General features: G+C 47.2%; 19 protein-coding genes and 2 pseudogenes. 11 read left to right on the forward strand and 10 right to left on the reverse strand.

All coding sequences use genetic code 11. From position 1 onward, the window contains the following. The first annotated feature begins 133 nt into the window (after positions 1-133). Entirely contained in the window at positions 134-1,267 is a 1,134-nt protein-coding gene (locus UJ203_RS18305) for a DEAD/DEAH box helicase (RefSeq protein ID WP_105991340.1), read from the forward strand. 66 nt (positions 1,268-1,333) lie between these two features. Further along, positions 1,334-1,780: a GNAT family N-acetyltransferase gene (locus tag UJ203_RS18310; RefSeq protein WP_322013036.1), complete on the forward strand. Its 447-nt coding sequence runs from the start codon at positions 1,334-1,336 to the stop codon at positions 1,778-1,780. Positions 1,781-1,834: 54 nt separating this feature from the next. On the opposite strand, the gene UJ203_RS18315 is transcribed toward UJ203_RS18310, so the two are convergent. The 6 genes and pseudogenes from UJ203_RS18315 to UJ203_RS18340 all read right to left on the reverse strand — a co-directional run bounded on the left by UJ203_RS18315 (position 1,835) and on the right by UJ203_RS18340 (position 7,463). Next, positions 1,835-2,854, reverse strand: a complete 1,020-nt coding sequence (locus UJ203_RS18315) for an NADP-dependent oxidoreductase (RefSeq protein WP_305934913.1) — start codon at positions 2,852-2,854, stop codon at positions 1,835-1,837. 293 nt (positions 2,855-3,147) lie between these two features. Next, entirely contained in the window at positions 3,148-3,945 is a 798-nt protein-coding gene (yfmF, locus tag UJ203_RS18320) for a Fe(3+)-citrate ABC transporter ATP-binding protein YfmF (RefSeq protein ID WP_322013039.1), read from the reverse strand. A 12-nt stretch (positions 3,946-3,957) separates the two neighbouring features. Further along, entirely contained in the window at positions 3,958-4,959 is a 1,002-nt protein-coding gene (yfmE, locus tag UJ203_RS18325) for a Fe(3+)-citrate ABC transporter permease YfmE (protein WP_322013041.1), read from the reverse strand. Next, positions 4,956-5,956: pseudogene (gene fecD, locus UJ203_RS18330) on the reverse strand (Fe(3+) dicitrate ABC transporter permease FecD). The gene yfmE and the pseudogene fecD overlap by 4 nt, the downstream one beginning before the upstream one ends. A 71-nt stretch (positions 5,957-6,027) precedes the next feature. Further along, positions 6,028-6,978, reverse strand: coding sequence for an ABC transporter substrate-binding protein (locus UJ203_RS18335; RefSeq protein ID WP_322013045.1), 951 nt, complete (start codon positions 6,976-6,978; stop codon positions 6,028-6,030). Positions 6,979-7,094: 116 nt separating this feature from the next. Then, on the reverse strand, positions 7,095-7,463 hold the full coding sequence (locus UJ203_RS18340) for a DUF3212 family protein (protein ID WP_322013047.1): 369 nt from the start codon (positions 7,461-7,463) through the stop codon (positions 7,095-7,097). A 235-nt stretch (positions 7,464-7,698) separates the two neighbouring features. On the opposite strand from UJ203_RS18340, the gene UJ203_RS18345 reads away from it, so the two are divergent. The 4 genes from UJ203_RS18345 to UJ203_RS20950 all read left to right on the forward strand — a co-directional run bounded on the left by UJ203_RS18345 (position 7,699) and on the right by UJ203_RS20950 (position 16,621). Next, complete coding sequence (locus tag UJ203_RS18345; RefSeq protein ID WP_024120550.1) at positions 7,699-8,046, forward strand: general stress protein; 348 nt, start codon at positions 7,699-7,701, stop codon at positions 8,044-8,046. A 199-nt stretch (positions 8,047-8,245) separates the two neighbouring features. After that, on the forward strand, positions 8,246-9,508 hold the full coding sequence (locus tag UJ203_RS18350) for a pectate lyase (protein WP_103672169.1): 1,263 nt from the start codon (positions 8,246-8,248) through the stop codon (positions 9,506-9,508). A gap of 128 nt (positions 9,509-9,636) precedes the next feature. Further along, positions 9,637-11,073 carry an anion permease gene (locus tag UJ203_RS18355; protein ID WP_322013051.1) on the forward strand — a complete coding sequence of 479 codons (1,437 nt, stop codon included), beginning with the start codon at positions 9,637-9,639 and terminating at the stop codon, positions 11,071-11,073. Between the two features lie 436 nt (positions 11,074-11,509). Then, positions 11,510-16,621, forward strand: a complete 5,112-nt coding sequence (locus UJ203_RS20950) for an NTTRR-F1 domain (RefSeq protein ID WP_415859197.1) — start codon at positions 11,510-11,512, stop codon at positions 16,619-16,621. 105 nt (positions 16,622-16,726) lie between these two features. Here UJ203_RS20950 and UJ203_RS18370 read toward each other — a convergent pair whose 3' ends face one another. From UJ203_RS18370 to UJ203_RS18385, 4 genes are read right to left on the reverse strand one after another with little or no spacing between them, the layout of a single operon-like run. Then, positions 16,727-17,398, reverse strand: a complete 672-nt coding sequence (locus UJ203_RS18370) for a glycosyltransferase family protein (protein ID WP_322013053.1) — start codon at positions 17,396-17,398, stop codon at positions 16,727-16,729. After that, positions 17,395-18,102: a class I SAM-dependent methyltransferase gene (locus UJ203_RS18375; protein ID WP_305934908.1), complete on the reverse strand. Its 708-nt coding sequence runs from the start codon at positions 18,100-18,102 to the stop codon at positions 17,395-17,397. Before UJ203_RS18375 ends, UJ203_RS18370 begins: the two co-directional genes overlap by 4 nt. Then, positions 18,089-19,195, reverse strand: a complete 1,107-nt coding sequence (locus tag UJ203_RS18380; protein WP_305934907.1) for a glycosyltransferase — start codon at positions 19,193-19,195, stop codon at positions 18,089-18,091. Before UJ203_RS18380 ends, UJ203_RS18375 begins: the two co-directional genes overlap by 14 nt. Further along, entirely contained in the window at positions 19,192-20,565 is a 1,374-nt protein-coding gene (locus UJ203_RS18385; protein WP_305934906.1) for a glycosyltransferase, read from the reverse strand. The genes UJ203_RS18380 and UJ203_RS18385 overlap by 4 nt, the downstream gene beginning before the upstream one ends. Positions 20,566-20,761: 196 nt before the next feature. On the opposite strand from UJ203_RS18385, the pseudogene UJ203_RS18390 reads away from it, so the two are divergent. The 5 genes and pseudogenes from UJ203_RS18390 to UJ203_RS18410 all read left to right on the forward strand — a co-directional run bounded on the left by UJ203_RS18390 (position 20,762) and on the right by UJ203_RS18410 (position 26,358). After that, positions 20,762-22,394: pseudogene (locus tag UJ203_RS18390) on the forward strand (ATP-binding protein). Next, a complete protein-coding gene (locus tag UJ203_RS18395; protein ID WP_322013057.1) occupies positions 22,366-23,046 on the forward strand; it encodes a response regulator in 681 nt (226 codons plus the stop codon). The pseudogene UJ203_RS18390 and the gene UJ203_RS18395 overlap by 29 nt, the downstream one beginning before the upstream one ends. Before the next feature lie 2 nt (positions 23,047-23,048). Further along, positions 23,049-24,008, forward strand: a complete 960-nt coding sequence (locus UJ203_RS18400; RefSeq protein WP_322013059.1) for a tripartite tricarboxylate transporter substrate binding protein — start codon at positions 23,049-23,051, stop codon at positions 24,006-24,008. Between the two features lie 198 nt (positions 24,009-24,206). Next, the gene (citM, locus tag UJ203_RS18405; protein WP_059293848.1) at positions 24,207-25,508 is read left to right on the forward strand and encodes a citrate transporter CitM; all 1,302 of its coding nucleotides are present in this window, start codon (positions 24,207-24,209) and stop codon (positions 25,506-25,508) included. Between the two features lie 55 nt (positions 25,509-25,563). Then, positions 25,564-26,358 (forward strand): MBL fold metallo-hydrolase, encoded by a 795-nt coding sequence (locus tag UJ203_RS18410; protein ID WP_322013062.1) that lies wholly within the window; start codon positions 25,564-25,566, stop codon positions 26,356-26,358. The last annotated feature ends 116 nt before the right edge of the window (positions 26,359-26,474 follow it).

Raw genomic sequence — 26,474 nt, forward strand, 5'->3', positions numbered from 1 at the left:
GTGTATTTCTCACCTTTTGATTATAAAGGAGGAAGACGATTGTTGAAAGGCATAGGAAAGAAAAAGAAAAATTGCGTTCCGCGCGCTGTTTTGAGATACTATGGAATAGATTTCAGGAATCGAGGAGAACAAAATGACGCAAACTTGGCCATTTTTACATAATGCACAATCATTTATCAAAGAAAATTGGAACGCTTCAGGCTTTGAAAAGCCGACTCCTGTACAGGAGCAGGCGGCCCAACTCATCATGGAAGGTAAGGATGTCATCGCAGAATCGCCGACAGGAACAGGTAAGACGCTTGCCTATGCACTGCCGGTATTGGAGCGTATCAAACCTGATCAGAAGCATCCGCAGGCGGTGATTTTAGCACCTTCACGTGAGCTGGTGATGCAGATTTTTCAGGTGATTCAGGACTGGAAAACGGGATCAGAATTACGGGCAGTTTCCTTAATCGGCGGAGCGAATGTGAAAAAGCAGGTCGAAAAGCTGAAAAAGAATCATCCGCATATTATCGTCGGGACGCCGGGCAGGGTGTTTGAGCTGATTCAAGCGAAAAAACTCAAGATGCATGAAGTGAAAACGATCGTACTTGATGAAACCGATCAGCTTGTCTTGCCGGAGCATCGTGAAACGATCAAGCAAATCATTAAAACGACATTAAGAGACCGCCAGCTTCTTTGTTTTTCAGCCACGCTGAAGAAAGAAACAGAAGACGTGCTCCGCGACATGACGAAAGAGCCCGAGGTTTTGAAGGTAGAACGCAGCAAAGCGGAAGCGGGAAAAGTGAAGCATCAATACATCATCTGTGACCAGCGCGACAAAGTGAAGCTGCTGCAAAAGCTTTCAAGACTTCATGGCATGCAGGCGCTTGTGTTTGTGAGAGATATCGGTAACCTTAGTGTGTACGCGGAAAAGCTGGCGTACCATCATGTCGACCTTGGCATCCTTCACAGTGAGGCGAAAAAGATGGAGCGGGCGAAGATCATTAAAGCGTTTGAGCAGGGCGAGTTCCCGCTGCTTTTGGCAACTGACATTGCCGCGCGCGGTTTGGATATTGAAAACCTGCCATATGTGATCCACGCCGATATTCCTGATGAAGACAGCTATGTTCACAGATCAGGACGAACAGGAAGGGCTGGAAAAGAAGGAAACGTACTGAGTCTTGTCACGCGTATGGAAGAATCAAAGCTGAAGAAAATGGCGAAGAAACTTGGCGTGGAGCTGAGTGAAGCTGTTTATTCAGGCGGTCACCTGAATACGAAATAAAAGGAAGGGCGGAATCGCCCTTCCTTTTTGCTGTAAAATAAAAGAAAATAGGAGCGGGGTGAGGAGATGGCTTCGATAGACAGTTTTCGTTTTTTGAAGGAGTCTGAGCTGAACATTATTGAAAAGTGGTTTGAAAATGAGAATGTCAGGAAGAGAATGGATGGAATGCTGCCATTACATCAGTGGTACGCCCGAGTGATTAATGATGAAAACAATGCTGTCATGATGGCATATGACCAACAGCTGCCGGCAGGGGTGGTCATCATTGAGTTCGTGGAGGATAAGGCGTATATGGGATTGATCGTAAATCCTCAGCATCATCTTCAAGGTTATGGGAAAACGATATTACGTAAATTAATTGATGATCCCAATTTTGCGAGGGTAAGTGAATGGGCTGCCTGCATTGAAGAAGACAATCAAATCAGTATATCCTGTTTTAAAGCAGCCGGGTTTACGTCGGTAGAAACAGAACCGGATGAAGATGGATTATTTACTTTGACTCTTCGTCATTGACGTATTTTCAAAAATAAAAGGCGGGCGGAAAGCCCTCCTTTTTTAGGTATAATCTCAGCTTTGATCACTGACTTTGATCAGCTGTTTTCCTTTATTTTCTCCTTTAAATAAGCCAAGAAATGCGTTCGGAATGTTTTCGAAGCCTTCAGTGATCGTTTCCTCATAATGAAGCTTTCCGTCTCTCAGCCATTCCGCCAGCTGTTTTGCGCCTTCAGGAAAACGGTCGGCGTAGTCGCTTACGATAAACCCTTGCATCAGCGCCTTCGTTTTGATCAGCTTGGATTGGACGCGAGGGCCCATGTCATCCGCTTCGTTTTCCGCGTTGTAGGAAGAAATGGCGCCGCACACCGGAATGCGGGCAAACTCATTGAGGAGGTTCATGACCGCATCTGAAATCGGCCCGCCGACATTGTCAAAATACACATCGACACCGTTCGGACAAGCGTCAGCAAGCGCTTGTTGAATATCATCTGCGGTTTTATAATTAATCGCTTCGTCAAATTGCAGTTCATTCTTTAGGTATTCAATTTTGTCATCAGAGCCTGCGATACCGACGACGTGTGCTCCCTTGATTTTGGCGATCTGTCCGACAGCGGAACCGACAGCCCCTGCAGCTCCGGAGACAACCACGGTTTCGCCTTCTTTCGGGCGGCCGATGTCCAGCAGGCCGAAATATGCCGTCAAACCGGTCATTCCTAAAATGCCGAGATACGCTGAAGCAGGGGCGAGACTTGTATCAATTTTTCGCACGGCGGACTCGCTGACAGCGGAATATTCCTGCCAGTTCAGGTTTCCGATGACGATTTCTCCTTGTTTCAGCTTATCTCCGTCTGACACGACTTCAGCAATAACACCGCCTGACAGCGCTTCGTCTAAGGCAAATGGCTCTACGTATGACTTCGTGTCTTGCATTCGTCCGCGCATGTAAGGATCGACTGACACATAGAGTGTTTTGACAAGCACCTCACCTTGCTTCGGCTCAGGAACGGGGATCGTTTCAAAGCGGAAATCTTCGTGAACGGGCACCCCTTGCGGACGTCTTGCTAATTGAATCTGCTGTTGAGCTGTTGTCATATTCATCCTCCTATCATTTGATTGACACCAATGTAACACGGACAAGTGATGAAATACAAAAAGTAAGCCGCATAAAAAAAGAAGAGGCAGATTCCTCTCCTTTTCAGCGTGTCGACAGACCCTCGCAAATCTGAACTGTGCGTCGGTGCTCACGAATTTACCCTCCGATGCTCGTCCTTTCTAGATTTCAAGGGTTTTCTATCACGCTGAAAGGATGACAAAAAGCTCAAAACGATAACCGTTTTGAGCTTTTTGTCAACAGTCTGAAAGGAGAGGTTTCCTCTCCTTTTTCATCACGTCCGTAATTTTGGGCATAGTCCCATCGGCAGGCACATCGGCTTCTGGTCGATCGGGCTTCTCATGATGCAGCATTCCAAGCCGAAGACTTTCCGGAAAAACGGCTGGGTGAAGACGTCTTCCGGCGTTCCGGCATTGTAGATTTTTCCGTCCAGTACGCTGATCAGATAGTCAGCGTATTGAGCGGCTTGGTTTAAGTCGTGAAGCACCATGACAACTGTGCGTCCATGATCCCGGTTCAGCTTTTTCAGGAGCTCCAGCACCTCAATTTGGTGAGAAATGTCCAAGTAAGTGGTCGGTTCATCGAGCAAAAGCAAATCAGTGCCTTGTGCAAGCGCCATGGAAATCCAGGCTCTTTGTCTTTGACCGCCTGAAAGGGCATCAAGTGTCCGATCCTTCAGCTCATTCATCCCGGTTGCGTCAAGCGCCCACTCTACCATATCGTGATCCTCTTGTGTATGCTTGGATAACAGTTTTTTATGAGGATGTCTGCCGAAATAGCATAGTTCCTGTACCGTCAATCCTTCAGGCGCCTGAGGAGACTGAGGAAGAATCGCCAGCTTTTTAGCCACTTCTTTGGACGGCTGGCGATGAATATCTTTTCCTTCTAATAGGACCGTGCCGCTTTTTGGGGCCATCAGCCTCGCCAGCGATTTGAGGATTGTTGATTTTCCGCAGCCGTTGGCGCCGATGAGCACAGTGATTTTTCCTTCTTCAATCTTTAAATCGACTCCGTCAATAATCACTGTGCTGTCATATGAAAGAGTGAGTTGGTCCGCAGCCAGTTTTCCCATGGTATCCTCTCCCTACTGTTTCCTCGCTTCGAATTTCAATAAATATAAAAAATAAGGCGCGCCGATCACAGCTGTCAATATTCCGGCGGGTATCTCAACCGGAGGAATGATGCCGCGTCCTAATGTATCTGCGATTAGTAATATAATAGCACCGATTAATGCCGATGCAGGCAGTAAATATTTAGCTTTTTCTCCGGCAAGCCTTCTGGCGATATGCGGAGCAAGCAGCCCGATAAAACCGATTGATCCGACGACAGCTACACAGCTCCCCGCCAGTGCAACTGCGGTGAAAATCAGGATGAATCTCAGCCTGTTTGCGTTTTCGCCGAGACCCTGCGCTAACTCATCTCCGAGTGACATCAGATCCAGCTTCGGAATGAGGATGCAGACAATCGGCAAAAGGACAAGAAGCCATGGTGCAAGGAGCTTAACTTCTTCCCAGTTTCTCCCCCAGAGGCTGCCTGTCAGCCAAATGAGCGCTGCATTGACGTCCCCCGGAAATTTGACCATCATATATTGCATGCCGGCGTGGCAGACCGCGCCTAAGGCAATGCCTGATAAAGCCAATGAAGAGGGCTGAATGTTTTTTTTGCGGGCTATCATTAATAATACTACAGCAATAATGGCTGCTCCGGCAAATGCGGAGAACGGCAGCACGTAGACCGGAGACTCAGGAAAAATGAGAATAACGGCCATGGCGGCCAGTCCGGACCCTTTTGAAATTCCGACAACGTCCGGAGACGCAAGGGGATTTCGGATGACACCCTGCAAAATGGCTCCGGCAGCGGCAAGCCCGGCGCCTGCCAGAATCGCCAGTATAATGCGGGGGAGCCGGTACTGCTGAATAATAAACTCGAAGGAATGATCCACTCCTAACAGGTTCGTAACCACCGCATCAGGTGAAATATACAATGCCCCGAAGCCGATGCTGATCACGGACAGCACTAGCAAGATGACAGCCAATATGAGGATGGCCAGCAAGGGGCGTTTTTGTTTTCTGGTTGATTTCTTCATTTCAGATTTCGCCCTTTCCTGCTAAATATAAGAAAAATGGTGTTCCGATAATGGCGGTGACAATGCCGACCGGAGATTCATAAGGGAATGCAATCCATCTGGCCAGGACATCTGCGTACACCAATAAAATGGCGCCGAACAGTGCCGAAAATGGCAGCACATACTTGTAATTTTCTCCGATCAGCTTGCGGACGATATGCGGGACGAGCAGCCCGACAAAGCCGATTGGGCCGGCAACCGCCACAGAAGCGCCGGAAAGAATTAAAATGATAAAGCTGATCAGAATCCGCATGCCGTTCATGTTTTGCCCGAGTCCTTTTGCGGTTTCATCACCGAGACCGAGAACAGAAACGGGGCCTGAAAACATAAGGGCAAGTCCAATGCCGATGACAGAAAACGGGGCAATGGTCATGACGTCCTGCCAATTGCTGCCGTCAATCGCACCCGTCATCCAATACAGCACATCCTCTCCCGACTCATTTAAAATAATAATCGCCTGTGTCATAGAGGACAGGAACAAATGCACCGCCATTCCTGACAGCGCCAGTTTGACAGGTGTCATTCCGCCGGAAGAGGCAATCATATACACAATTGCGCCGCCTGCCGCCGCACCTGCAAAAGCGAACACAACTGAAGAGTAGGAAGACGCCGGCAGAATGACGAGAGAAGCAACGACAAACAGCGATGCACCCGCATTCACACCGAAAATTTGAGGTGAAGCCAGAGGGTTTCTTGTCATGGCCTGCATCAGCGCCCCTGCTACAGCCAGGCTGGCGCCGACGAAAACGCCGATTAATGTGCGGGGGAGGCGAAGAGTAGAGATGATAAGCTGTTCTTTTGATCCGTCCCATACAAAAAGATATGTCAAAGCATCAATGATGCCGATGTCTGAGGCGCCTACTGAGAGATTCAGCCCAAGCCCGAAAATAAGGATGATCAGTGCAATGATAAAAACCATCAATCTTGATGATGAGCGCCGTTTGGCTGAGTAATACAACAGTCTCACTTCCTTGCTGCGTCTGTTTGCAAAAACGAAGAAGCAAGGATTCTCCTCGCTTCTCTTTTGTCCTACTTATTATACACTTTTTTGAGCACGTCTTTGGCGCTTGTTTCACTGGACTTGATTCCTCTGAATCTTGTCCAAATGTCGCGGTCTGCATCGTAGATTTGTCCGTTTTTCACCGCTTTTAGATTTTTCCAGAGCGGATTCTTTTTCCACTCATCTACGATTGTTTTACCCTCGTTGGCTGAAATAAACAAAATATCTGGATCGATTTTGCTTAACTGCTCGAGGCTGACCTCTTGATACGCGTTATCTGACTTCACGGCGTGCGTAAAGCCGAGCATGCTGAAGATTTCTCCGTCATAAGAAGATGACGTATGAAGCTGGAAGGAATCGGCTCTTGCCACGCCGAGAACGATGCTGCGGTCTTCATCTTTCGGAAGCTCCGCTTTCAGATCGTCAATGACCTTTGTATGGTCTGCGAGTTTTTCTTTTCCTTCTTTTTCTTTATTTAATGCTTTAGAAATGGTTTTGAAGCTGTCCATTGTTTCATCATAAGTCGCTTCCCGGCTTTTCAATTCAATGGTCGGTGCGATTTGTTTCAGCTGTTTGTAAATGTTTTTATGGCGTTCAGCGTCAGCGATGATTAAATCAGGCTTCAAGGAGCTGATGACCTCAAGATTCGGTTCGCTTCGCGTGCCTACGGATATATAATCAATCGGGCTGCCGACCAGCTTTTGAATCATGTCTTTTTTGTTGTCATCGGCTATGCCTACCGGCGTGATGCCGAGATTGTAAACAGCATCCAGGAATGATAGCTCAAGCACAACGACTTTTTTAGGCGTGCCGGTCACTGTTGTTTTTCCGTCTTCGTGCTGAATGACTCTTGAATCCTTAGATTTGCTTCCGGCTTTGCTGCCGCTGTTATCCTGACTTGATGAACAGCCGGATATAATGAAACAAGCGATTAATAAAACACTGATGATGGCAATAAACTTGTTAGGATAGGTGCGCATTGTTTTCTTCCTTTTTTCTGAATTTAATAATGAGAATCATTATCACAAATAAACACTATAATAGCATGGCTTCCTATGTCAATATTTTTTAAGTAAAGAAACAGAAGCCCGCTGCTTTATGTTTTTTTGATGTATGGGTCATATGGCACAAATAAATCGTACATAGCATCGCCGTGTCTGTGGGATAAAAACGAACTGGCATTGGCTTTAGAGGCTTCAAGCATATCTCTGCTGACATGGGGAAGAAGAACGCTGAGATAGCCGGACAATTTTCTTTCGATTTCTTCAGAGAGCGCAAATTCAATGTCTCCGATATTCATGACAATAGAGAAAACAAAGTCAATATCGATGTGAAATGTTTCTTCGGCAAAGATGGCAAGCTGGTGAATGCCGGCTGAATAGCCGACACGCTGATGGAAGACCTGTTTTACTAAATCACTCACAACCCACGCATTGTATTGCTGTTCTGGTGAAAAGTATTGCATTGGACATACCTCCTGCTTGTACGGATAAAAATGGCGATTCATGTTCGGACGCTCCGTGCAGCGGTTTTGATTTTGACTATTCTGAAAATACTCTCGTTCTATCACTTTACCATGGTTAGAAATTAAATATCTACTACCATTCTTCCTGTTTTTGTGCCCAATGCTCCGGATGCTGTTTCATAGAAAAAGGATCGGGTATGAATATAACATAGACATGATGAAGGAGGAATTGGATATGAAACCAGTTGTAAGAGAGTATACAAACGACGAACAGCTCATGAAGGATGTAGAAGAATTACAGCAAATGGGTGTCGCAAAAGAGGATGTATACGTCTTAGCTCACGACGATGACAGAACGGAACGGCTGGCAGACAACACGAATGCCAACACGATCGGAGCCAAAGAAACAGGTTTCAAACATGCGGTAGGGAACATATTTAATAAAAAAGGAGACGAGCTACGCAATAAAATCCACGAAATTGGTTTTTCAGAAGACGAAGCGGCTCAGTTTGAAAAACGGCTCGATGAAGGAAAAGTGCTTCTCTTTGTGACAGACAACGAAAAAGTAAAATCTTGGGCATAATGCAGGAATGTAACCCCAAAAGGCGATTATCGTCCTTTTGGGGTTTTTTATATTTGCGGTCTTTGCGGTGTTTTTTTGCAGGATGCCGCAATAAAATTCGGTACATTTTCGGTTATGAATGCCCATGAATTTGCTATTATGTTTTTTGTGAGAATATGGAACAAATTCTCACAAAATAGAAAATGGGGGTTCATACTGAATGAAAAAAGTGATGTTAGCCACGGCTTTGTTATTAGGCTTGACTCCGGTTGGGGCGAACGCAGCGGATTTGGGCCATCAGACGTTAGGGTCAAATGATGGCTGGGGAGCGTACTCGACCGGCACGACAGGCGGATCAAAAGCCTCATCATCCCACGTGTATACAGTCAGCAACAGAAATCAGCTCGTTTCGGCTTTGGGCAAGGACACCAACACAACGCCAAAAATCATTTATATCAAGGGAACGATTGACATGAATGTCGATGACAATCTGAAGCCGCTTGGTCTGAATGATTATAAAGATCCAGAGTACGACTTGAACAAATATTTGAAAGCCTATGACCCAAGCACATGGGGCAAAAAAGAGCCATCCGGAACACAGGAAGAGGCCAGAGCACGCTCACAGAAAAACCAAAAGGCACGCGTGATGGTGGATATCCCTGCAAATACGACGATCGTCGGTTCAGGGTCAAATGCTAAAGTTCTGGGCGGAAACTTCCAGATCAAGAGTGATAACGTCATTATCCGCAATATCGAATTCCAAGACGCATATGACTATTTCCCTCAATGGGACCCGACTGACGGAAGTTCAGGAAACTGGAACTCACAATATGACAACATCACAATAAACGGCGGTACACATGTCTGGATCGATCACTGTACATTTAATGACGGTTCCCGTCCAGACAGCACCTCTCCAAAGTATTTTGGAAGAGAATATCAGCACCATGACGGCCAAACTGATGCCTCTAACGGCGCTAACTACATTACAATGTCTTATAACTTCTATCACGATCATGATAAAAGCTCCATTTTCGGATCAAGCGACAGCAAAACTTCCGATGACGGCAAATTAAAAATCACACTGCATCATAACCGCTACAAAAATATCGTTCAGCGCGCACCGAGAGTCCGTTTTGGACAGGTACACGTTTACAACAACTATTATGAAGGCAATAAAAACTCATCAGATTATGCCTTTAGCTATGCGTGGGGAATCGGAAAATCATCTAAAATTTATGCACAAAACAATGCCATTGACGTTCCGGGATTGACTGCTGCTAAAACGATCAGCGTATTCAGCGGGGGAACGGCTTTATATGATTCCGGCACATTGCTGAACGGTACGCAGATCAACGCATCGGCTGCAAACGGGCTGAGCTCTTCTGTCGGATGGACACCATCTCTGCACGGGTCAATTGATGCTTCCGCGAATGTGAAGTCAAGTGTTATATCTCAAGCGGGCGCGGGTAAACTAAATTAAGAAATGAAAAAAACACAAAGGGCTGCTCACCTTTGTGTTTTTTAATTAATTAAAATGTTTATTAACTTAGTTAAGGAGTAGAATGAAAAAGGGGATCGGAAAACAAGTATATAGGAGGAGACCTATTTATGGCTTCAGAAAAAGACGCAGGAAAACAGTCAGCAGTAAAGCTTGTTCCATTGCTTATTACTGTCGCTGTGGGACTAATCATCTGGTTTATTCCCGCTCCGTCCGGACTTGAACCTAAAGCATGGCATTTGTTTGCGATTTTCGTCGCGACAATTATCGGCTTTATCTCCAAGCCCTTGCCAATGGGTGCAATTGCAATTTTTGCATTGGCGGTTACTGCATTAACTGGAACATTATCAATTGAGGATACATTAAGCGGATTCGGGAATAAGACCATATGGCTTATCGTCATCGCATTCTTTATTTCCCGGGGATTTATCAAAACCGGGCTAGGTGCGAGAATTTCGTATGTATTCGTTCAGAAATTCGGGAAGAAAACCCTTGGACTTTCTTATTCACTGCTGTTCAGTGATTTAATATTATCACCTGCTATTCCAAGTAATACGGCGCGTGCAGGAGGCATTATATTTCCTATTATCAGATCATTATCCGAAACATTCGGATCAAGCCCGGCAGATGGAACAGAAAGAAAAATCGGTGCTTTCTTATTAAAAACCGGTTTTCAGGGAAACTTGATTACATCTGCTATGTTCCTGACGGCGATGGCGGCAAACCCGCTGATTGCCAAGCTGGCCCATGATGTCGCAGGGGTGGACTTAACATGGACAAGCTGGGCAATTGCCGCGATTGTGCCGGGACTTGTGAGCTTAATCATCACACCGCTTGTGATTTACAAGCTGTATCCGCCGGAAATTAAAGAAACACCGGACGCAGCAAAAATCGCAACCGAAAAACTGAAAGAAATGGGACCATTTAAAAAATCAGAGCTTTCCATGGTTATTGTGTTTCTTTTAGTGCTTGCTCTTTGGATTTTTGGCGGCAGCTTCAACATCGACGCAACCACAACCGCACTGATCGGATTGTCAGTTCTTTTATTATCACAGGTTCTGACTTGGGATGATATCAAGAAAGAACAGGGCGCTTGGGATACGCTCACTTGGTTTGCGGCGCTCGTTATGCTGGCCAACTTCCTGAATGAATTAGGCATGGTTTCTTGGTTCAGCAACGCCATGAAATCATCTGTATCAGGATTCTCTTGGATTGTGGCATTTTTAATTTTAATTGTTGTGTATTATTACTCTCACTACTTCTTTGCAAGTGCGACAGCCCACATCAGTGCGATGTATTCAGCATTTTTGGCTGTTGTCGTGGCAGCGGGCGCACCGCCGCTTTTAGCAGCGCTGAGCCTCGCATTCTTCAGCAATCTGTTCGGGTCAACAACCCACTACGGTTCTGGAGCGGCTCCGGTCTTCTTCGGAGCAGGCTACATTTCGCAAGGCAAATGGTGGTCTATCGGATTTATTCTGTCGATCGTTCATATTGTCACATGGCTTGTGATCGGCGGATTATGGTGGAAATTATTAGGGATATGGTAGAAAGAAAAAAGGCAGACGCGGTCTGCCTTTTTTTATGTTTGATCACATTACTTTAGGGCGTGAGCAACAGATGATGAGGTGGTTTATAATGGATGGGTTTCAGCGCAAGAACAAAACGGGATTATGCCTCTCGTTATAGTAGCCGGCATATGAAAAGTTGGTATAAAAAGTAAAGAACTGAGAAGGAAGCGGGAAAATATAATTGGCAGGTGATTGCTTAACCTAGTGAGAAATGTCCGGCGTACTAGCAGCATATCTAGCATAGATGCGGAAATCACGTTTTTTATGCAACAGGTTTTCTACAAATACAGGGAAAGAAAGGTGATGCAGGGACAATCACCTTTTTTTTATTTTGTTTAGTGACCTTACAGACCGATGATAATTTTCCTGCATATAATAGCTGGAACTAATCAAAGAGGGCGGGGAATGATGTTGGGTGAATAATGTGATTGTAAATGGAGGTTTTGAAACAGGCAATCTGACGGGCTGGGCTTTTGCAAATACGTCCGTTATTAATACTTTTGCTCATTCTGCAAGATATTCCGCACAGTTTATCAGCAGCCAGCCTTATGCTTTTTTAGGGCAGATCGTGCCTATCGTTTCTGGACAATCTCTTATATTCACTGTTTCGCTTGGAAGAATGGGGAATAATCCAAGTCCTCAAGTCACTATACAAATTTTATTTGTTAACAGTGAAGGAGAACAGATTGAAGGCGGACAGGAAATGATCATTGCTGCCGGAAATTTGCCAAATGTCTCATTTAATACATGGAATGAAATATATAGACCAATTGCCCCTCCCTCAGAAGCAGTAAATGCAGTAGTGGTAATAAGTAAAGCTACTTTTGGTTCTGTTCTAATTGATGATGTTTCTTTAATAGAGTCTACCGGGGGGATTGGACCAACCGGGCCGACTGGGCCGACGGGAGCAACAGGATCAACCGGAGTAACCGGATCAACGGGAGCAACCGGAAAAACTGGTGTCACAGGATCAACAGGACCAACAGGAGTCACTGGAACAACAGGATCAACTGGTGTAACAGGCCCAACTGGAGAAACAGGTGCAACCGGACCAACGGGATCAACCGGAGCAACCGGAGCAACAGGACCAACAGGAGCAACCGGAGAAACTGGATCAACGGGAGCAACCGGAGAAACTGGATCAACGGGAGCAACCGGAGAAACTGGATCAACGGGAGCAACCGGATCAACTGGTGTAACAGGATCAACTGGAGAAACTGGATCAACAGGACCAACTGGAGAAACTGGATCAACTGGTGCAACAGGAGTGACGGGATCAACAGGAGAAACTGGTGCAACCGGATCAACAGGAGCGACGGGAGCAACCGGATCAACTGGTGTAACAGGATCAACTGGAGAAACTGGATCAACAGGTGTAACCGGACCGACGGGATCAACAGGAGTAACTGGAGAAACTGGACCAACCGGAGCAACGGGATCAACAGGACCAACAGGACCAACAGGAGTAACTGGAGTAACTGGATCAATCGGAGAAACAGGAGTAACTGGATTAACCGGATCAACCGGAGCGACAGGAGCAACTGGATTAACCGGATCAACTGGTGTAACAGGAGCAACAGGATCAACCGGAGCAACTGGAGAAACTGGAGAAACTGGACCAACAGGAGTAACCGGATCAACCGGATCAACCGGATCAACCGGAGCAACTGGAGAAACTGGACCAACAGGAGTAACCGGATCAACCGGAGCAACGGGAGTCACTGGAGCAACGGGAGTCACTGGAGCAACAGGATCAACCGGATCAACCGGATCAACCGGATCAACCGGAGCAACTGGAGAAACTGGACCAACAGGAGTAACCGGATCAACCGGAGCAATGGGAGTCACTGGAGCAACGGGAGTCACTGGAGCAACAGGATCAACAGGATCAACCGGATCAACCGGAGCAACGGGAGTCACTGGAGCAACAGGATCAACGGGATCAACAGGAGCGACCGGACTAACTGGACCAACCGGAGCAACGGGAGTAACCGGATCAACCGGAGCAACGGGATCAACCGGAGCAACAGGAGTAACTGGATCAACCGGATCAACAGGAGCGACAGGACCAACAGGTGTAACCGGACCAACGGGATCAACAGGAGCGACCGGACTAACTGGACCAACCGGAGAAACGGGATCAACAGGACCAACAGGAGCAACGGGATCAACAGGACCAACAGGAGTAACTGGAGTAACCGGATCAACCGGAGAAACAGGAGTAACTGGAGTAACCGGATCAACCGGAGAAACAGGTCCAACCGGAGCAACCGGATCAACTGGAGTAACCGGATCAACCGGAGCGACAGGATCAACAGGGTCAACCGGGGAAACAGGGCCAACAGGGCCAACCGGAGCGACTGGAGCAACAGGAGCAACGGGATCAACAGGAGCGTCCGGACTAACTGGACCAACAGGAGCAACAGGACCAACAGGAGCAACGGGAGCGACGGGAGAAACAGGAGCAACGGGAGCAACGGGAGCAACGGGAGCGACGGGAGAAACAGGAGCAACGGGAGCAACGGGAGCGACGGGAGCAACAGGATCAACAGGAGCAATCGGAGCGACTGGAGAAACTGGAGCAACAGGACCAACAGGAGCAACGGGAGCGACGGGAGCAACGGGAGCGACGGGAGAAACAGGAGCAACGGGAGCAACGGGAGCAACGGGAGCGACGGGAGAAACAGGAGCAACGGGAGCAACCGGTCCAACGGGGTCAACAGGGTCAACAGGTCCAACTGGATCGACTGGAGCAATCGGATCAACCGGAGCAACCGGAGCGACGGGACCAACAGGTGTAACTGGAGTAACCGGATCAACCGGATCAACAGGAGTAACCGGACCTACTGGATCAACAGGACCAACAGGATCAACTGGTGCAACAGGATCAACCGGAGAAACAGGTCCAACTGGATCTACTGGAGTAACTGGAGTAACCGGATCAACAGGAGCGACAGGACCAACAGGACCAACAGGAGTAACCGGAGTAACCGGATCAACCGGAGCGACAGGATCAACAGGGTCAACCGGGGAAACAGGGCCAACCGGAGCGACTGGAGCAACAGGAGCAACGGGATCAACAGGAGCGACAGGACCAACAGGTGTAACTGGTGTAACCGGATCAACGGGATCAACAGGATCAACCGGAGCGACTGGAGAAACAGGAGCAACGGGATCAACAGGATCAACCGGGGAAACAGGGCCAACCGGAGCGACTGGAGAAACAGGAGCGACAGGATCAACAGGAGTAACCGGAGCAACAGGAGAAACTGGACCAACAGGAGCGATGGGATCAACAGGACCAACCGGATCAACTGGTGCAACAGGAGCAACCGGAGCGACGGGATCAACAGGATCAACCGGAGCAACCGGAGCGACGGGATCAACAGGATCAACCGGAGTAACCGGATCAACAGGAGCAACAGGAGTAACCGGAGCGACAGGAGAAACTGGTGCAACCGGATCAACTGGTGTAACAGGAGCAACAGGAGAAACTGGATCAACAGGAGTAACCGGAGCAACGGGAGCGACGGGATCAACAGGAGCAACAGGAGAAACTGGATCAACGGGAGAAACAGGACCAACCGGACCAACAGGAGCAACCGGAGCGACAGGAGAAACTGGTGCAACCGGATCAACTGGTGTAACAGGAGCAACTGGAGAAACTGGATCAACAGGAGCAACGGGAGAAACAGGACCAACCGGATCGACTGGAGAAACTGGATCAACAGGATCGACAGGAGAAACAGGTGCAACCGGATCAACTGGTGTAACAGGTGCAACAGGAGAAACAGGACCAACGGGAGAAACGGGATCAACCGGAGCAACTGGGCCAACAGGACCAAAGGGAGAAACAGGAGCGACAGGACCAACAGGTGTAACTGGAGTAACCGGATCAACCGGGGAAACAGGACCAACAGGTGTAACTGGAGTAACCGGATCAACCGGGGAAACAGGACCAACAGGACCAACCGGAGTAACCGGACCTACTGGATCAACAGGACCAACCGGAGCAACCGGACCAACAGGAGTAACTGGAGTAACCGGATCAACCGGGGAAACTGGACCAACGGGATCAACAGGAGTAACTGGAGAAACAGGACCAACGGGATCAACAGGACCAACGGGATCAACAGGACCAACCGGAGTCACTGGATTAACCGGAGCGACAGGAGTAACTGGAGTAACAGGATCAACCGGGGAAACTGGACCAACGGGATCAACAGGAGTAACTGGAGAAACTGGACCAACGGGATCAACAGGACCAACGGGATCAACAGGACCAACGGGATCAACAGGAGTAACTGGACCAACCGGAGTCACTGGATTAACCGGAGCGACAGGAGCAACTGGAGCAACGGGATCAACAGGAGTAACTGGATCAACAGGAGTAACTGGACCAACCGGAGTAACTGGATTAACCGGAGCGACAGGAGCAACTGGAGCAACCGGATCAACTGGTGTAACAGGAGCAACTGGAGCAACCGGAGTCACTGGATTAACCGGAGCGACGGGAGAAACAGGACCAACCGGATCAACGGGAGAAACAGGACCAACCGGATCAACGGGAGAAACAGGACCAACCGGATCAACGGGAGAAACAGGACCAACCGGATCAACCGGAGCGACTGGAGAAACAGGATCAACCGGACCAACCGGACCAACCGGATCAACGGGATCAACCGGATCAACCGGAGCAACAGGGGCAACAGGAGTAACTGGATCAACAGGAGCAACTGGATTAACCGGATCAACTGGTGTAACAGGAGCAACAGGAGCAACTGGAGAAACTGGACCAACAGGAGTAACCGGATCAACCGGATCAACCGGATCAACAGGATCAAAGGGACCAACCGGAGCAACGGGATCAACAGGATCAACAGGACCAACCGGATCAACAGGATCAACAGGAGTAACAGGATCAACAGGATCAACAGGATCAACAGGATCAACAGGTGCAACGGGAGTCACTGGATCAACAGGTCTGACAGGAGTAACCGGATCGACTGGATCAACGGGATTAACAGGTCCAACCGGAGCAACAGGATCAACGGGAGCAACAGGTCCAACTGGATCGACTGGATCAACCGGATCAACAGGAGCAACAGGAGTAACCGGACCAACCGGGGCAAATCCGCAGCTGTTTTACAATGAGGTAGCAGGCCCAGTTTCAGTTGCTGTTAACGGTACTGAAACGTCAATTGGGACTTTAAGTCTGCCAACAGTCGCTGGCCAATTAATAAAATTAGATTTTGCCATTTCTGTTGATGTGACAACGACAGCTAACTCGAACTTTACTTTCCAAACCAGAATTTATAGAAACGGAGTATTGGTAGATATACGCTCTGTCCAAAGAAATGTTAATGCTGCCATTACGTCAAGATTTCCAATTGCTACAACGTATGTAGATATTACAACAGTCACAGGCACGACTTCTTATGAGGTTAGGATAATCTTTACCACAATAAGTAATGTGAGTGGCAGCATCGCACTAAACCTAGATATAAATGCTATTAGGTTCCCTTAATAATAGAGAATGAGAGTCACTTCTTTTTTAAAATTCAAGCATTTGAAACAAGAAACCTACTTTATAAAAAAGTAGGTTTCTTGTTTTTGCCTAATGGAAGACTTATCATGTTTTAAAATACTCCCTCAAAAATTTTTCAAGGTAATCAGAATACTGGTCAGAATCAAACTCATTGCCGCAAGCATGTATGACCCATGGCTCTTTTTGAAGAGGAATACCGACAAGATATCCCTTTTTCCTGAACTCAAAGCATTGAGAAGTATCGTAAAAATGCCAGCCGTCAAAGATCTCTTTTCGCCACGGGAGATCGTACTGGGTGGCCAGTAATAAACCGTCTAATGCTTCAACTGTTTTCACGGATCCGTCTATCTCATCAAACAACAAATAGCTATACGTACTGCGGTATTCAATGACTTTTCCCGCTTTTTTAGAAGCCTCCCACCAAATTCCGCTTTGCGGCACTTCTTCAGCTCCTATGACGCCTATCATGCCAAGCACATTGTTCTGCTGAAAGACATGAAGGATATCGTAAATAAATGAACGATTGATGATAAATGTATCCTGATGGACATACACTTTATATTTTGCGTCTGACTGATGCATTGCCGCTTGGTAGCCGGAGGCCATACTGTCAGCCTTTCGTATATCGATTAATTCAACCTCCATATGCGGCGGCACTGATAGAGACTGGATATGTCTCAGGCAGAGGTCATAAAGGGTGTCATCATTGACACATGTAATGAAGCAAATGGAATTTTCATTTAGATGCTGTTTCATCTTTTTTGCGCCTTTATGACATATTGATAGGCTCTGGCTTCCTCCTCGAAATCTGCATGGTGAATACCCATGTTTGCTTTGACATGTGCCAGTTTGCTGATCATTTTTTCATAATAGTGAGTCGTAAAGGAAATAGGATCGATTTGGCTGACCTTGTAACCTGTTTCATGAAACATCTTCTTCATTTCCTGCAAGGTGAAAAAACGGAAGTGTGTTTTATCGAGCAGCCCAGCCTGTGTATACGTCCATTTGCCGGTCAGCAGACTTTCAAAAATTGAGATATGCCCGATATTCGGAATGCTTGCCAAAATGCTCCCTGTTTCTTTTACGTAAGGATTTATGTTAGCTAACACTGCCCAAGGGTCTATTAAGTGTTCCAATACATCGCCGAAGATGACGTGATCAAATGTGTTTTTTTCAAAAGGCAGCTTCAATGTTTCGATGTCTCCTGTTATCACTTCGTCAATGTGATGAACGGCCTTTTCGGCAGCTGGCGGATATGATTCGACCCCAAAATAGGAGCAATTCATTTTTTCCTTAACAGCTGCGCCAAACAGGCCTTCGGCGCATCCGACCTCAAGAATGGTTTTCGCATGGGGATCTACCAGGTCAAACAGCTGCCAGTTGATGCTTTTGTAATACTCTTTATCTTTTCGCTCATATTCTTTCATAGAATCAGCAAGTGACCTTTTATTGATTTCCATGATGTTCACCTCCGGCGCCAGCCTGCTGCTGCAGAACCTCTTCAAAGTATGTTTTGTTGGCAAGCATTCTTGAATCATGAGGACGGTATTGTAAAGCCGATTCATTATGCTGATAGGCAAGCTGATGCTGGCCAAGCTTATCGTAGCAGACGGCTAATTGTAAGTGAGGCAGCCAGGTGGCGCAGGCGCGGTTTTGAAAAGCCAAGCTTTCTGAGCCTCTATTTTCTATTGCTTTTTCATACCAATAGACAGCGGTTTGGACATCGTTTTTTTCTAAAAAAGAGAATCCCAATCTGCAGCACGTTTCCGCTCTGGGAGGTCCGTAGACGAGCGTGTGGAGCACCCAGTTTAATTCTTTTTCCTTCAGTCCCAATGAATGATAGCAATCTGCTAATTTATTGCAGGCTCTGATATTATCCTCAACCCATCCCTGCTTTGATTTCAAAAAACGCAAATAGTATTCTATCGCTTTTTCTATTTTTCCGTGATCACACAGCTCGTTCGCGTAGTAAAATAAATCTCTTGGCGAAAATTCCTTTCCTGACGAGGCCATGTTTTCATAAATTCGCAGATTTCGGTCAGCGTCATGGCTAAGAGGCATGTGAGAAACCGCTGTGTCACTGTGATGGAGATTTCCGTACACCTCTAAATATTCATGAACCGCGCCGATCCACTTAAAGCCCTTTTCCCGTTTTACGAGCCGGTATCTTCTTAAGCTGGATGTGACGTTGCCTTCTTCATCAAACGCCAGGTGATAGTTCATTGATACCGCGTCAATATGCGGATCAAGCGTTCTTTTTAAATCCAAGAACAGTTCTTGATCCTTCTCGGTAAACACATCATCGGCATCAAGCCATAAAATATAGTCAGCTGTTGCCTGCTGAAACGAAAAATTACGGGCGGCCGCAAAATCGTCTATCCATTCAAAATCAAAGATACGGTCTGTATAACGGGCAGCGATGGCTTTCGTCTGATCAGCTGAGCCGGTATCCACAATGTTCATTTCATCAGCAATCCTGCGCACAGAATCTAAGCAGCGGCCGATAACGGCTTCTTCATTTTTCACAATCATACATAGGCTGATCGAAATCATATCGACACCTCCGCTTCAGGCTGTTTTTTCTTCCTTGCATGGACAAACATGTAATCAATCTGAGCATGTTTTGACAAGTGATCCAAAGGCAAATCAAATTGCCCGGCAAGATATTCAACTTCTTGTAAAAACAGCTGTATGTTCGATTCAGGAACGGCTAAATGGGAGGTTGATTTTATGTCATAAAGGTGTTCGGGGAATAGTGTGTTTACGTTTTGAGGCGTGATGAAATGTGTGTGTGCCGGTGTTCCGCATAATAAAGAAAAAAACGTGTCTGCATAAGCTGCATTCGGGATACTGCAAATCAATGAGCCTGAAGGCTTTAGATAAACGGCAAGAGCCTCAATCGTTCGCCGGGGATGCATCGAGCAGCTCAAAAGGTCTCCTATCAGAATGGCATCGAAAAAAGCCTCAGGGTAAGGAAGGCCGCATGTTTCCGTATCTGCTGACGTGACTTGTTCATAATAGGCGCTTGCCATTGTACGTAGCAGCGCATCTTCTTCAATACCGTACAATGTACAGGTTTGCCGGTTCAACAGCTCTGCACCCGCAGCTCCCGCGCCGCAGCCGATATGCAGGATGGAACGGGCATTTGAAGGCACAAGGGCTGTCAGCTCTGGCTGGGGATCAATAAAAGCCGTCACATCGTGCTTCCATTTATCTACGAAGGTTTGGCGGTTGACCTGATATAATCGGCTGATGCTTAAATCCGGATTGCCGGAAAACGTGGCATGCCCGTGATGATGCACAAACGAATCAAGAGCGATTTTCAGCTGATATCCGGCCTGCAGAGCGCGAATGCACAAATCATCGTCCTCAAATGAACCGCCTTCAAAACGCTCGTCAAAGCACCCGATTTTGTCCAGTACCTCTTTTTTGACAAGAAGGCAAAATCCGACCAGTCTTAAAACGCTTCTTGATTTGCCCCGCTGCTGCATGCAATGGCGCTGAGAAAAATCTTCAATTCCTTCTAAACTGGTGTAATCAACTGAAATTTGCTGAGGCCCGCTGACATAATTGCTTACAGGCCCGACCATGCCGGTTTTATCATCTTGATAAAGCAGCTTGATCATCGGCTCCAGCCAATGACTTGTCACAACAGTATCATTGTTTAAAAAAAGAACATTGTCCCCCGAAGCGGCCTCAAGGCCCTGATTGCAGGCTTTCGCAAACCCTTCGTTTGTTTCATTAAAAATCGTTTTGATTGAGGGGATCTGTTTGAGGTAGTCCTGTGTCCCGTCATGAGAGCCGTTATCTACAACAATCACTTCTATACAGTCATCATCGGTATGCGTCCATATGCTCTCCAAGCATTGTTTTGTTAACGCCAATTGATTATAAGTCAGCACAATAAGACTCGTTTTCACCATAACCTCCCGCCCTTCACCATATCACTCAGATACTATATGTATATTGAAATGTTCAGACGGAATGATTCCTTCATGAAAAAAGGAAACATCTTGATCTGAATAATAGATCCTGATCACCAAAGAAATGGATTTTGAAAAATAAGAAAATGACCGGGCGAAAAATGGTATGATCTAGGTAGAAAGGACGGCTGGTGCTGTGGTGAAAAAGCGATTCCATTTTTCTCTGCAAACAAAAATAATGGGGTTGATTGCGGCGCTGCTGATCTTTGTGATTGGCGTGCTGACAGTCACGTTTGCCGTTCAGCAAACAAAAGAAGGGCGAAAACAGGCAGAGCAGCTGGCGGTGCAGACGGCGAGAACGATTTCCTATATGCCGCCGGCAAAGGAGCTTATCGTGTCGAAAGGCGGGCAAGCTGCCAAGGCGCAGGAGGTCATTGAACAAATGAAAGAACAGACCGGCGCTTATGCGATTTATGTGCTTGATGAAAAAGGAATGGTCCGAACCGCCGCGGAAAATAGCGGAAATAAGCATCTGACGAGAAGCAGAGAAATCCTGTTTGGAGGCTCTCACGTCTCAGAGACAAAAGCGGATGGACAAAGGGTGATCCGTGGGAGCGCACCGATCATCGAGGAACAAAAGGGGCGCAGCCAAGTGATCGGCAGCGTGTCCGTTGATTTTCTGCAAACCAAGACAGAGCAAGGCATCAAGAAACATCTGCGAGACTTAAGCTTCATGGCTGTACTCGTGCTGCTGCTTGGATTTGCCGGTGCCGCCGCGCTTGCCAAAAGCATCAGAAAGGATACGCTTGGCCTTGAACCGCACGAAATTGCCTCTCTCTATCGGGAGCGGAATGCGATGCTGCGGGCGATTAAGGAAGGGATTATCGCCACCAATCGTGATGGGATTGTAACGATGATGAACGTATCGGCGGCTGAGATGCTAAAGCTGCCCGAGCCTGTGATGAACGTGCCTGTTGATGACGTGATGCCGGGAGCAGAACTGATGTCTGTGCTTGAGCAGGAAGAAATGCCGCCGAATCAGGAGGTATGCGTCAACGACCAAGTCTTTATTATCAATACAAAAGTCATGACACAAGGCGGACAGGCGTATGGAATTGTTATCAGCTTCAGAGAAAAAACAGAACTGAAAAAGCTGATTGACACGCTGACAGAGGTGCGAAAATACTCAGAGGACCTGCGCGCCCAGACTCATGAATTTTCTAATAAGCTATACGCGATTTTAGGGCTGCTTGAGCTTGGTGAATATGAGGAAGCGATTGAATTGATTAAAGAGGAATACGCCATCCAAAATGAACAGCATGATATTTTATTCCAAAATATTCATTCGCAGCAGGTGCAGGCGATTTTGTTAGGAAAGATGAGCAAAGCATCGGAAAAAAAGGTGAAGCTGTCGATCGATGACAACAGCACACTTGGGCCTCTTCCTCCTCATGTCGGCTTGTCCCATCTCGTTACGATTATCGGCAATTTGATTGATAACGCTTTCGAAGCTGTAGCGGATCAAAGCGTACAGGAGGTTTCATGTTTTATCACAGATATCGGACGGGATATTGTTATCGAAGTATCCGATACGGGACTGGGAGTGCCGCCTGATAAAATAGAGGCGGTGTTTGAAAGGGGCTACTCTTCAAAGGGGATGAAGAGAGGCTACGGACTCGCCAACGTAAAAGAGTCAATGCGTGAGCTGGGAGGCTGGATCGAGCTGACAAATCAAAAAAGCGGGGGAGCGGTATTTACTGTTTTTATACCAAAGGAGAAACAGACAAAGGGGGAATCCATTTGATTCACATCGTGATTGCGGAGGATGATTTTCGGGTTGCGCAAATTCATGAGAGATTGATTCAACAGCTTGATGGATTCAGCATTATCGGCAAAGCGGGCAATGCAAAAGAGACAATGTTGCTTTTGGAGACACACAAAACTGATTTGCTGCTATTGGATATTTATATGCCGGACGAGCTCGGAACAGCATTGATTCCAGAGATACGGAGACTGTTTCCGGAAGTGGATATTATGATCATCACAGCCGCAACGGAAACCCGCCACTTACAGGAAGCGCTGCGGGCGGGTATCGCAAACTATTTGATAAAGCCTGTATCGGCTGACAAGTTCAAACAGGTGCTGCTCCAGTATAAAGAAAAAAGGCAGGTGCTGCTGTCTCAGCCGGAGGTCAGCCAATCCATGATTGACCATATTTTTGGGGGCAGCTCTAAGGGAGCTGTCACTGCGGAGGATTTGCCGACAGGGATCAATCCGATCACGCTGAAAAAAATTAAAGAGGCGCTGTGTACTGCCGGGAGAGGAATGACAGCGGAAGAACTTGGAGAAGCAATGGGTGCGTCACGAACAACAGCCCGCCGCTATGCCGAGTATCTTGTGTCTAAGGAAGAAGCGCGAGCCGAGCTGGAGTACGGGATTATCGGCAGACCGGAGAGAAAATATTATTTGGCGGCTGAATAGCGATGAAAAAATGTGTGATCCTATTCATTTGTCTATTGGTCTTCATGCAAGGTGACATCCGGAAGGTGGCCGCTCCACGTCTGCCGGACGGGCCGGTTGAGATCGTTGTGCCTGCCGAGCCTTCCGGGGGCTGGGATGTAACGGCGCAGGCGATTCAATCCGTGCTCAGGCAAAAACAGCTGATAAAAGACGGGATTCATATTGTATATAAGCCTGGGAGCGGAGGCGATAAAGGCTGGAAATATGTCAACCAAAGCGGCAGGAAGACTATCAGTATGATGTCCAGTTTAATCCTGAGCAATTACCTGCTCGGACAAAGTAAATTAAAAACTGATGATTTTACGCCGCTGGCGATTCTCGCTAAGGAATGGCAGACTGTTGCCATTCCGAAAGGATCGGAGCTGAAAAGCGGAAAGGATGTGCTGAAAGAGATCAAGAAGCATCCTGGCAAAGTCAAAATCGGTTTTTCTCCGGGGCTTGGCAATGACGATCAGCTCTCGTTCGTCAGAGCCGCTGATATGTACGGGATTGACCCTTTTGACATTGAGTTTTTACAGTTTGACAGCAGTGAAGAATTGATCCAGGCGCTTATCAGGCATGAGATAGAAGCAGCTTCCATGACTGTTTCAGAAGCCAAGCCGTACGAGCGAAACGGCGAGATTACATTAGCCGCCGTCACGTCAGATAAAAGGCTGCCCGGTTTTCCAAAAGTGCCGACGTGGAAAGAGCAGGGCATTCCGTTTGTCTTCTCTCATTGGAGAGGGGTGCTGGGACCGAAAAACATGTCTGAGGAAGAGATTTCTTACTGGGACCAAGCATTAAAAAAGGTGACATCCTCGCCCGAATGGAAGCAGAAAATAAACGAGCAGGACTGGGAGAGCTTTTATTTAAACAGCAAGGAAACGAAACGGTTTCTTGAAGAACAATCAGCGTTTTATCAAACCATCATGACAGGCAATTAAGCAAAAAGTATTCTGCCGTAGGCGGAATGCTTTTTTTGTGTTTAGAAATGACCAAAAAGAACAAAACGGTTTTAAAAAATTAAAAATACAAAAAAACCAAATTATTTACTTGAGACCATTTTTCTCATACGATGACAAAAAGGCAAAAGGGGAATAGGGGATAAAATGTAAGCGGATTCATTTAAAGGGGGAATGAATGTGTTAGCAATCTTAGGATTTCTTATGATGCTTGTGTTTATGGTACTGATCATGACAAAACGGCTTTCTGTCCTGACGGCATTGGTTTTGACGCCGATTGTGTTTGCGCTGATAGCCGGTTTCGGGTTCACTGAAGTTGGCGATATGATGATCTCGGGGATTCAGCAGGTGGCGCCGACGGCTGTTATGATTATGTTTGCGATTTTATATTTTGGAATCATGATTGACACTGGGCTTTTTGATCCGATGGTTGCCAAAATATTAAATATGGTCAAAGGCGATCCGTTAAAAATTGTTGTCGGGACAGCGGTTCTTACGATGCTTGTTGCATTGGATGGAGACGGTTCCACAACCTATATGATTACAACAAGCGCGATGCTTCCGCTCTATTTGCTGCTCGGCATCCGGCCAATTATATTGGCGGGAATCGCTGGAGTCGGCATGGGGATTATGAATACGATTCCGTGGGGAGGCGCGACGCCGCGGGCGGCGAGCGCGCTTGGGGTCGATCCCGCTGAGCTGACCGGGCCGATGATCCCTGTGATCGCGAGCGGAATGCTTTGTATGGTCGCAGTTGCGTATGTGCTGGGTAAAGCGGAGCGCAAACGACTCGGCGTGATTGAGCTGAAACAGCCGGCCGATGTCAACGAACCAGCCGCTGCGGTTGAAGATGAGTGGAAGCGGCCGAAGCTTTGGTGGTTTAACTTGTTATTAACGCTTTCATTAATAGGCTTTTTAGTATCAGGCAAAGTCAGTTTAACGGTGCTGTTTGTCATCGCATTCTGTATTGCACTCATTGTGAATTATCCGAACCTCGACCATCAGAGACAGCGTATTTCAGCACATTCAAGCAACGTGCTGGCCATTGGCTCCATGATCTTTGCAGCAGGCGTTTTTACGGGAATTTTAACAGGCACCAAAATGGTTGACGAAATGGCGATTTCGCTTGTGTCGATGATTCCTGAACAAATGGGCGGCTTGATCCCGGCGATTGTAGCCTTAACTAGCGGCATTTTCACATTTCTCATGCCGAATGACGCGTATTTTTACGGAGTGCTGCCGATTTTATCAGAAACGGCTGTCGCATACGGTGTTGATAAAGTCGAAATTGCCAGAGCCTCAATTATCGGGCAGCCGATTCATATGCTGAGCCCGCTTGTGCCATCTACACATTTGCTTGTCGGGCTTGTCGGGGTCTCCATTGACGATCATCAAAAATTCGCTTTGAAATGGGCGGTTCTCGCCGTGATTGTCATGACGGTTACCGCTTTATTGATCGGTGCCATTTCGATTTCTGCATGATAATTCAGGCGGAATGACATACACTAACGGCATACAACGTACCGGAGGTGTCTTCATGAGTGATCCTTATATGCCGCTGACTTCAGTCAGAAGCGGGACTGGGTTCGAGGCCGCAAAGGGTGTACATGGTCTGACCGTGCAAATTGCGAATGTCTATTTTATTCAGTATCCTTCTGAACCTCATTCATTTATTTTAATAGATGCCGGCATGCCTCAATCAGCCGGCATGATTTTAAACGAAGCAAAACAAAGATTCGGTAATGACTATCACTTGAAGGCCATTATTCTGACACACGGGCACTTTGATCATATCGGGGCCATTGAAGAGATCCTGGAGCATTGGGATGTTCCTGTTTATGTTCATTCGCGGGAAATGCCTTTTGTGACCGGAAAAGAGGATTATCCGCCGGCGCGGCCAGACAGCAAAAGCGGGATGGTTGCCAAGCTGTCGCCTCTGTTTCCGCGCCATTCGATCGATATTTCCTCTCATGTTCAAGCGCTGCCTGAAGACGGCACTGTTCCGTTTTTGGACGAGTGGATCTGGATCGCAACACCAGGCCACACACCGGGCCATATTTCATTATTCCGCGAGGACGGCCGTGTGCTTGTCGCCGGCGATGCGGTGATTACAGTTGAACAGGAAAAAATGGCTGACGTTTTCATTCAAAAACAGGAGCTTCACGGCCCGCCGGCTTATTTCACACCTGACACTGAGATGGCCGCCGAGTCCATTCAAAGACTTGCCGAACGAGAACCGGAAGCGCTGCTGACCGGACACGGCATCCCAATGACAGGCAGAAACTTTCGCAGTGATTTAATGGAATTGGCCCATCATTTATCATCCCTTTGACACTCGCAAACGCGGGTGTTTTTTTATTTGTTTTTCCAAGAAGATGCAGAAAAATCATTTGTCTTCCCGCTCAAAAACGATACAATGAGAAGCATGAATGCGATTTGGAGGAGAGA

Source organism: Bacillus sp. V26 (genome assembly GCF_034296245.1).
In the GTDB taxonomy this organism is placed as follows: domain Bacteria; phylum Bacillota; class Bacilli; order Bacillales; family Bacillaceae; genus Bacillus; species Bacillus halotolerans.

Excerpts from the sequence above, each read along its gene's own strand:
- UJ203_RS18305 (WP_105991340.1), top strand. The coding sequence starts at position 134 with ATGACGCAAACTTGGCCATTTTTACATAATGCACAATCATTTATCAAA.
- UJ203_RS18310 (WP_322013036.1), top strand. The coding sequence starts at position 1,334 with ATGGCTTCGATAGACAGTTTTCGTTTTTTGAAGGAGTCTGAGCTGAAC.
- UJ203_RS18315 (WP_305934913.1), bottom strand. The coding sequence starts at position 2,854 with ATGACAACAGCTCAACAGCAGATTCAATTAGCAAGACGTCCGCAAGGG.
- yfmF (WP_322013039.1), bottom strand. The coding sequence starts at position 3,945 with ATGGGAAAACTGGCTGCGGACCAACTCACTCTTTCATATGACAGCACA.
- yfmE (WP_322013041.1), bottom strand. The coding sequence starts at position 4,959 with ATGAAGAAATCAACCAGAAAACAAAAACGCCCCTTGCTGGCCATCCTC.
- UJ203_RS18335 (WP_322013045.1), bottom strand. The coding sequence starts at position 6,978 with ATGCGCACCTATCCTAACAAGTTTATTGCCATCATCAGTGTTTTATTA.
- UJ203_RS18340 (WP_322013047.1), bottom strand. The coding sequence starts at position 7,463 with ATGCAATACTTTTCACCAGAACAGCAATACAATGCGTGGGTTGTGAGT.
- UJ203_RS18345 (WP_024120550.1), top strand. The coding sequence starts at position 7,699 with ATGAAACCAGTTGTAAGAGAGTATACAAACGACGAACAGCTCATGAAG.
- UJ203_RS18350 (WP_103672169.1), top strand. The coding sequence starts at position 8,246 with ATGAAAAAAGTGATGTTAGCCACGGCTTTGTTATTAGGCTTGACTCCG.
- UJ203_RS18355 (WP_322013051.1), top strand. The coding sequence starts at position 9,637 with ATGGCTTCAGAAAAAGACGCAGGAAAACAGTCAGCAGTAAAGCTTGTT.
- UJ203_RS18370 (WP_322013053.1), bottom strand. The coding sequence starts at position 17,398 with ATGAAACAGCATCTAAATGAAAATTCCATTTGCTTCATTACATGTGTC.
- UJ203_RS18375 (WP_305934908.1), bottom strand. The coding sequence starts at position 18,102 with ATGGAAATCAATAAAAGGTCACTTGCTGATTCTATGAAAGAATATGAG.
- UJ203_RS18380 (WP_305934907.1), bottom strand. The coding sequence starts at position 19,195 with ATGATTTCGATCAGCCTATGTATGATTGTGAAAAATGAAGAAGCCGTT.
- UJ203_RS18385 (WP_305934906.1), bottom strand. The coding sequence starts at position 20,565 with ATGGTGAAAACGAGTCTTATTGTGCTGACTTATAATCAATTGGCGTTA.
- UJ203_RS18400 (WP_322013059.1), top strand. The coding sequence starts at position 23,049 with ATGAAAAAATGTGTGATCCTATTCATTTGTCTATTGGTCTTCATGCAA.
- UJ203_RS18410 (WP_322013062.1), top strand. The coding sequence starts at position 25,564 with ATGAGTGATCCTTATATGCCGCTGACTTCAGTCAGAAGCGGGACTGGG.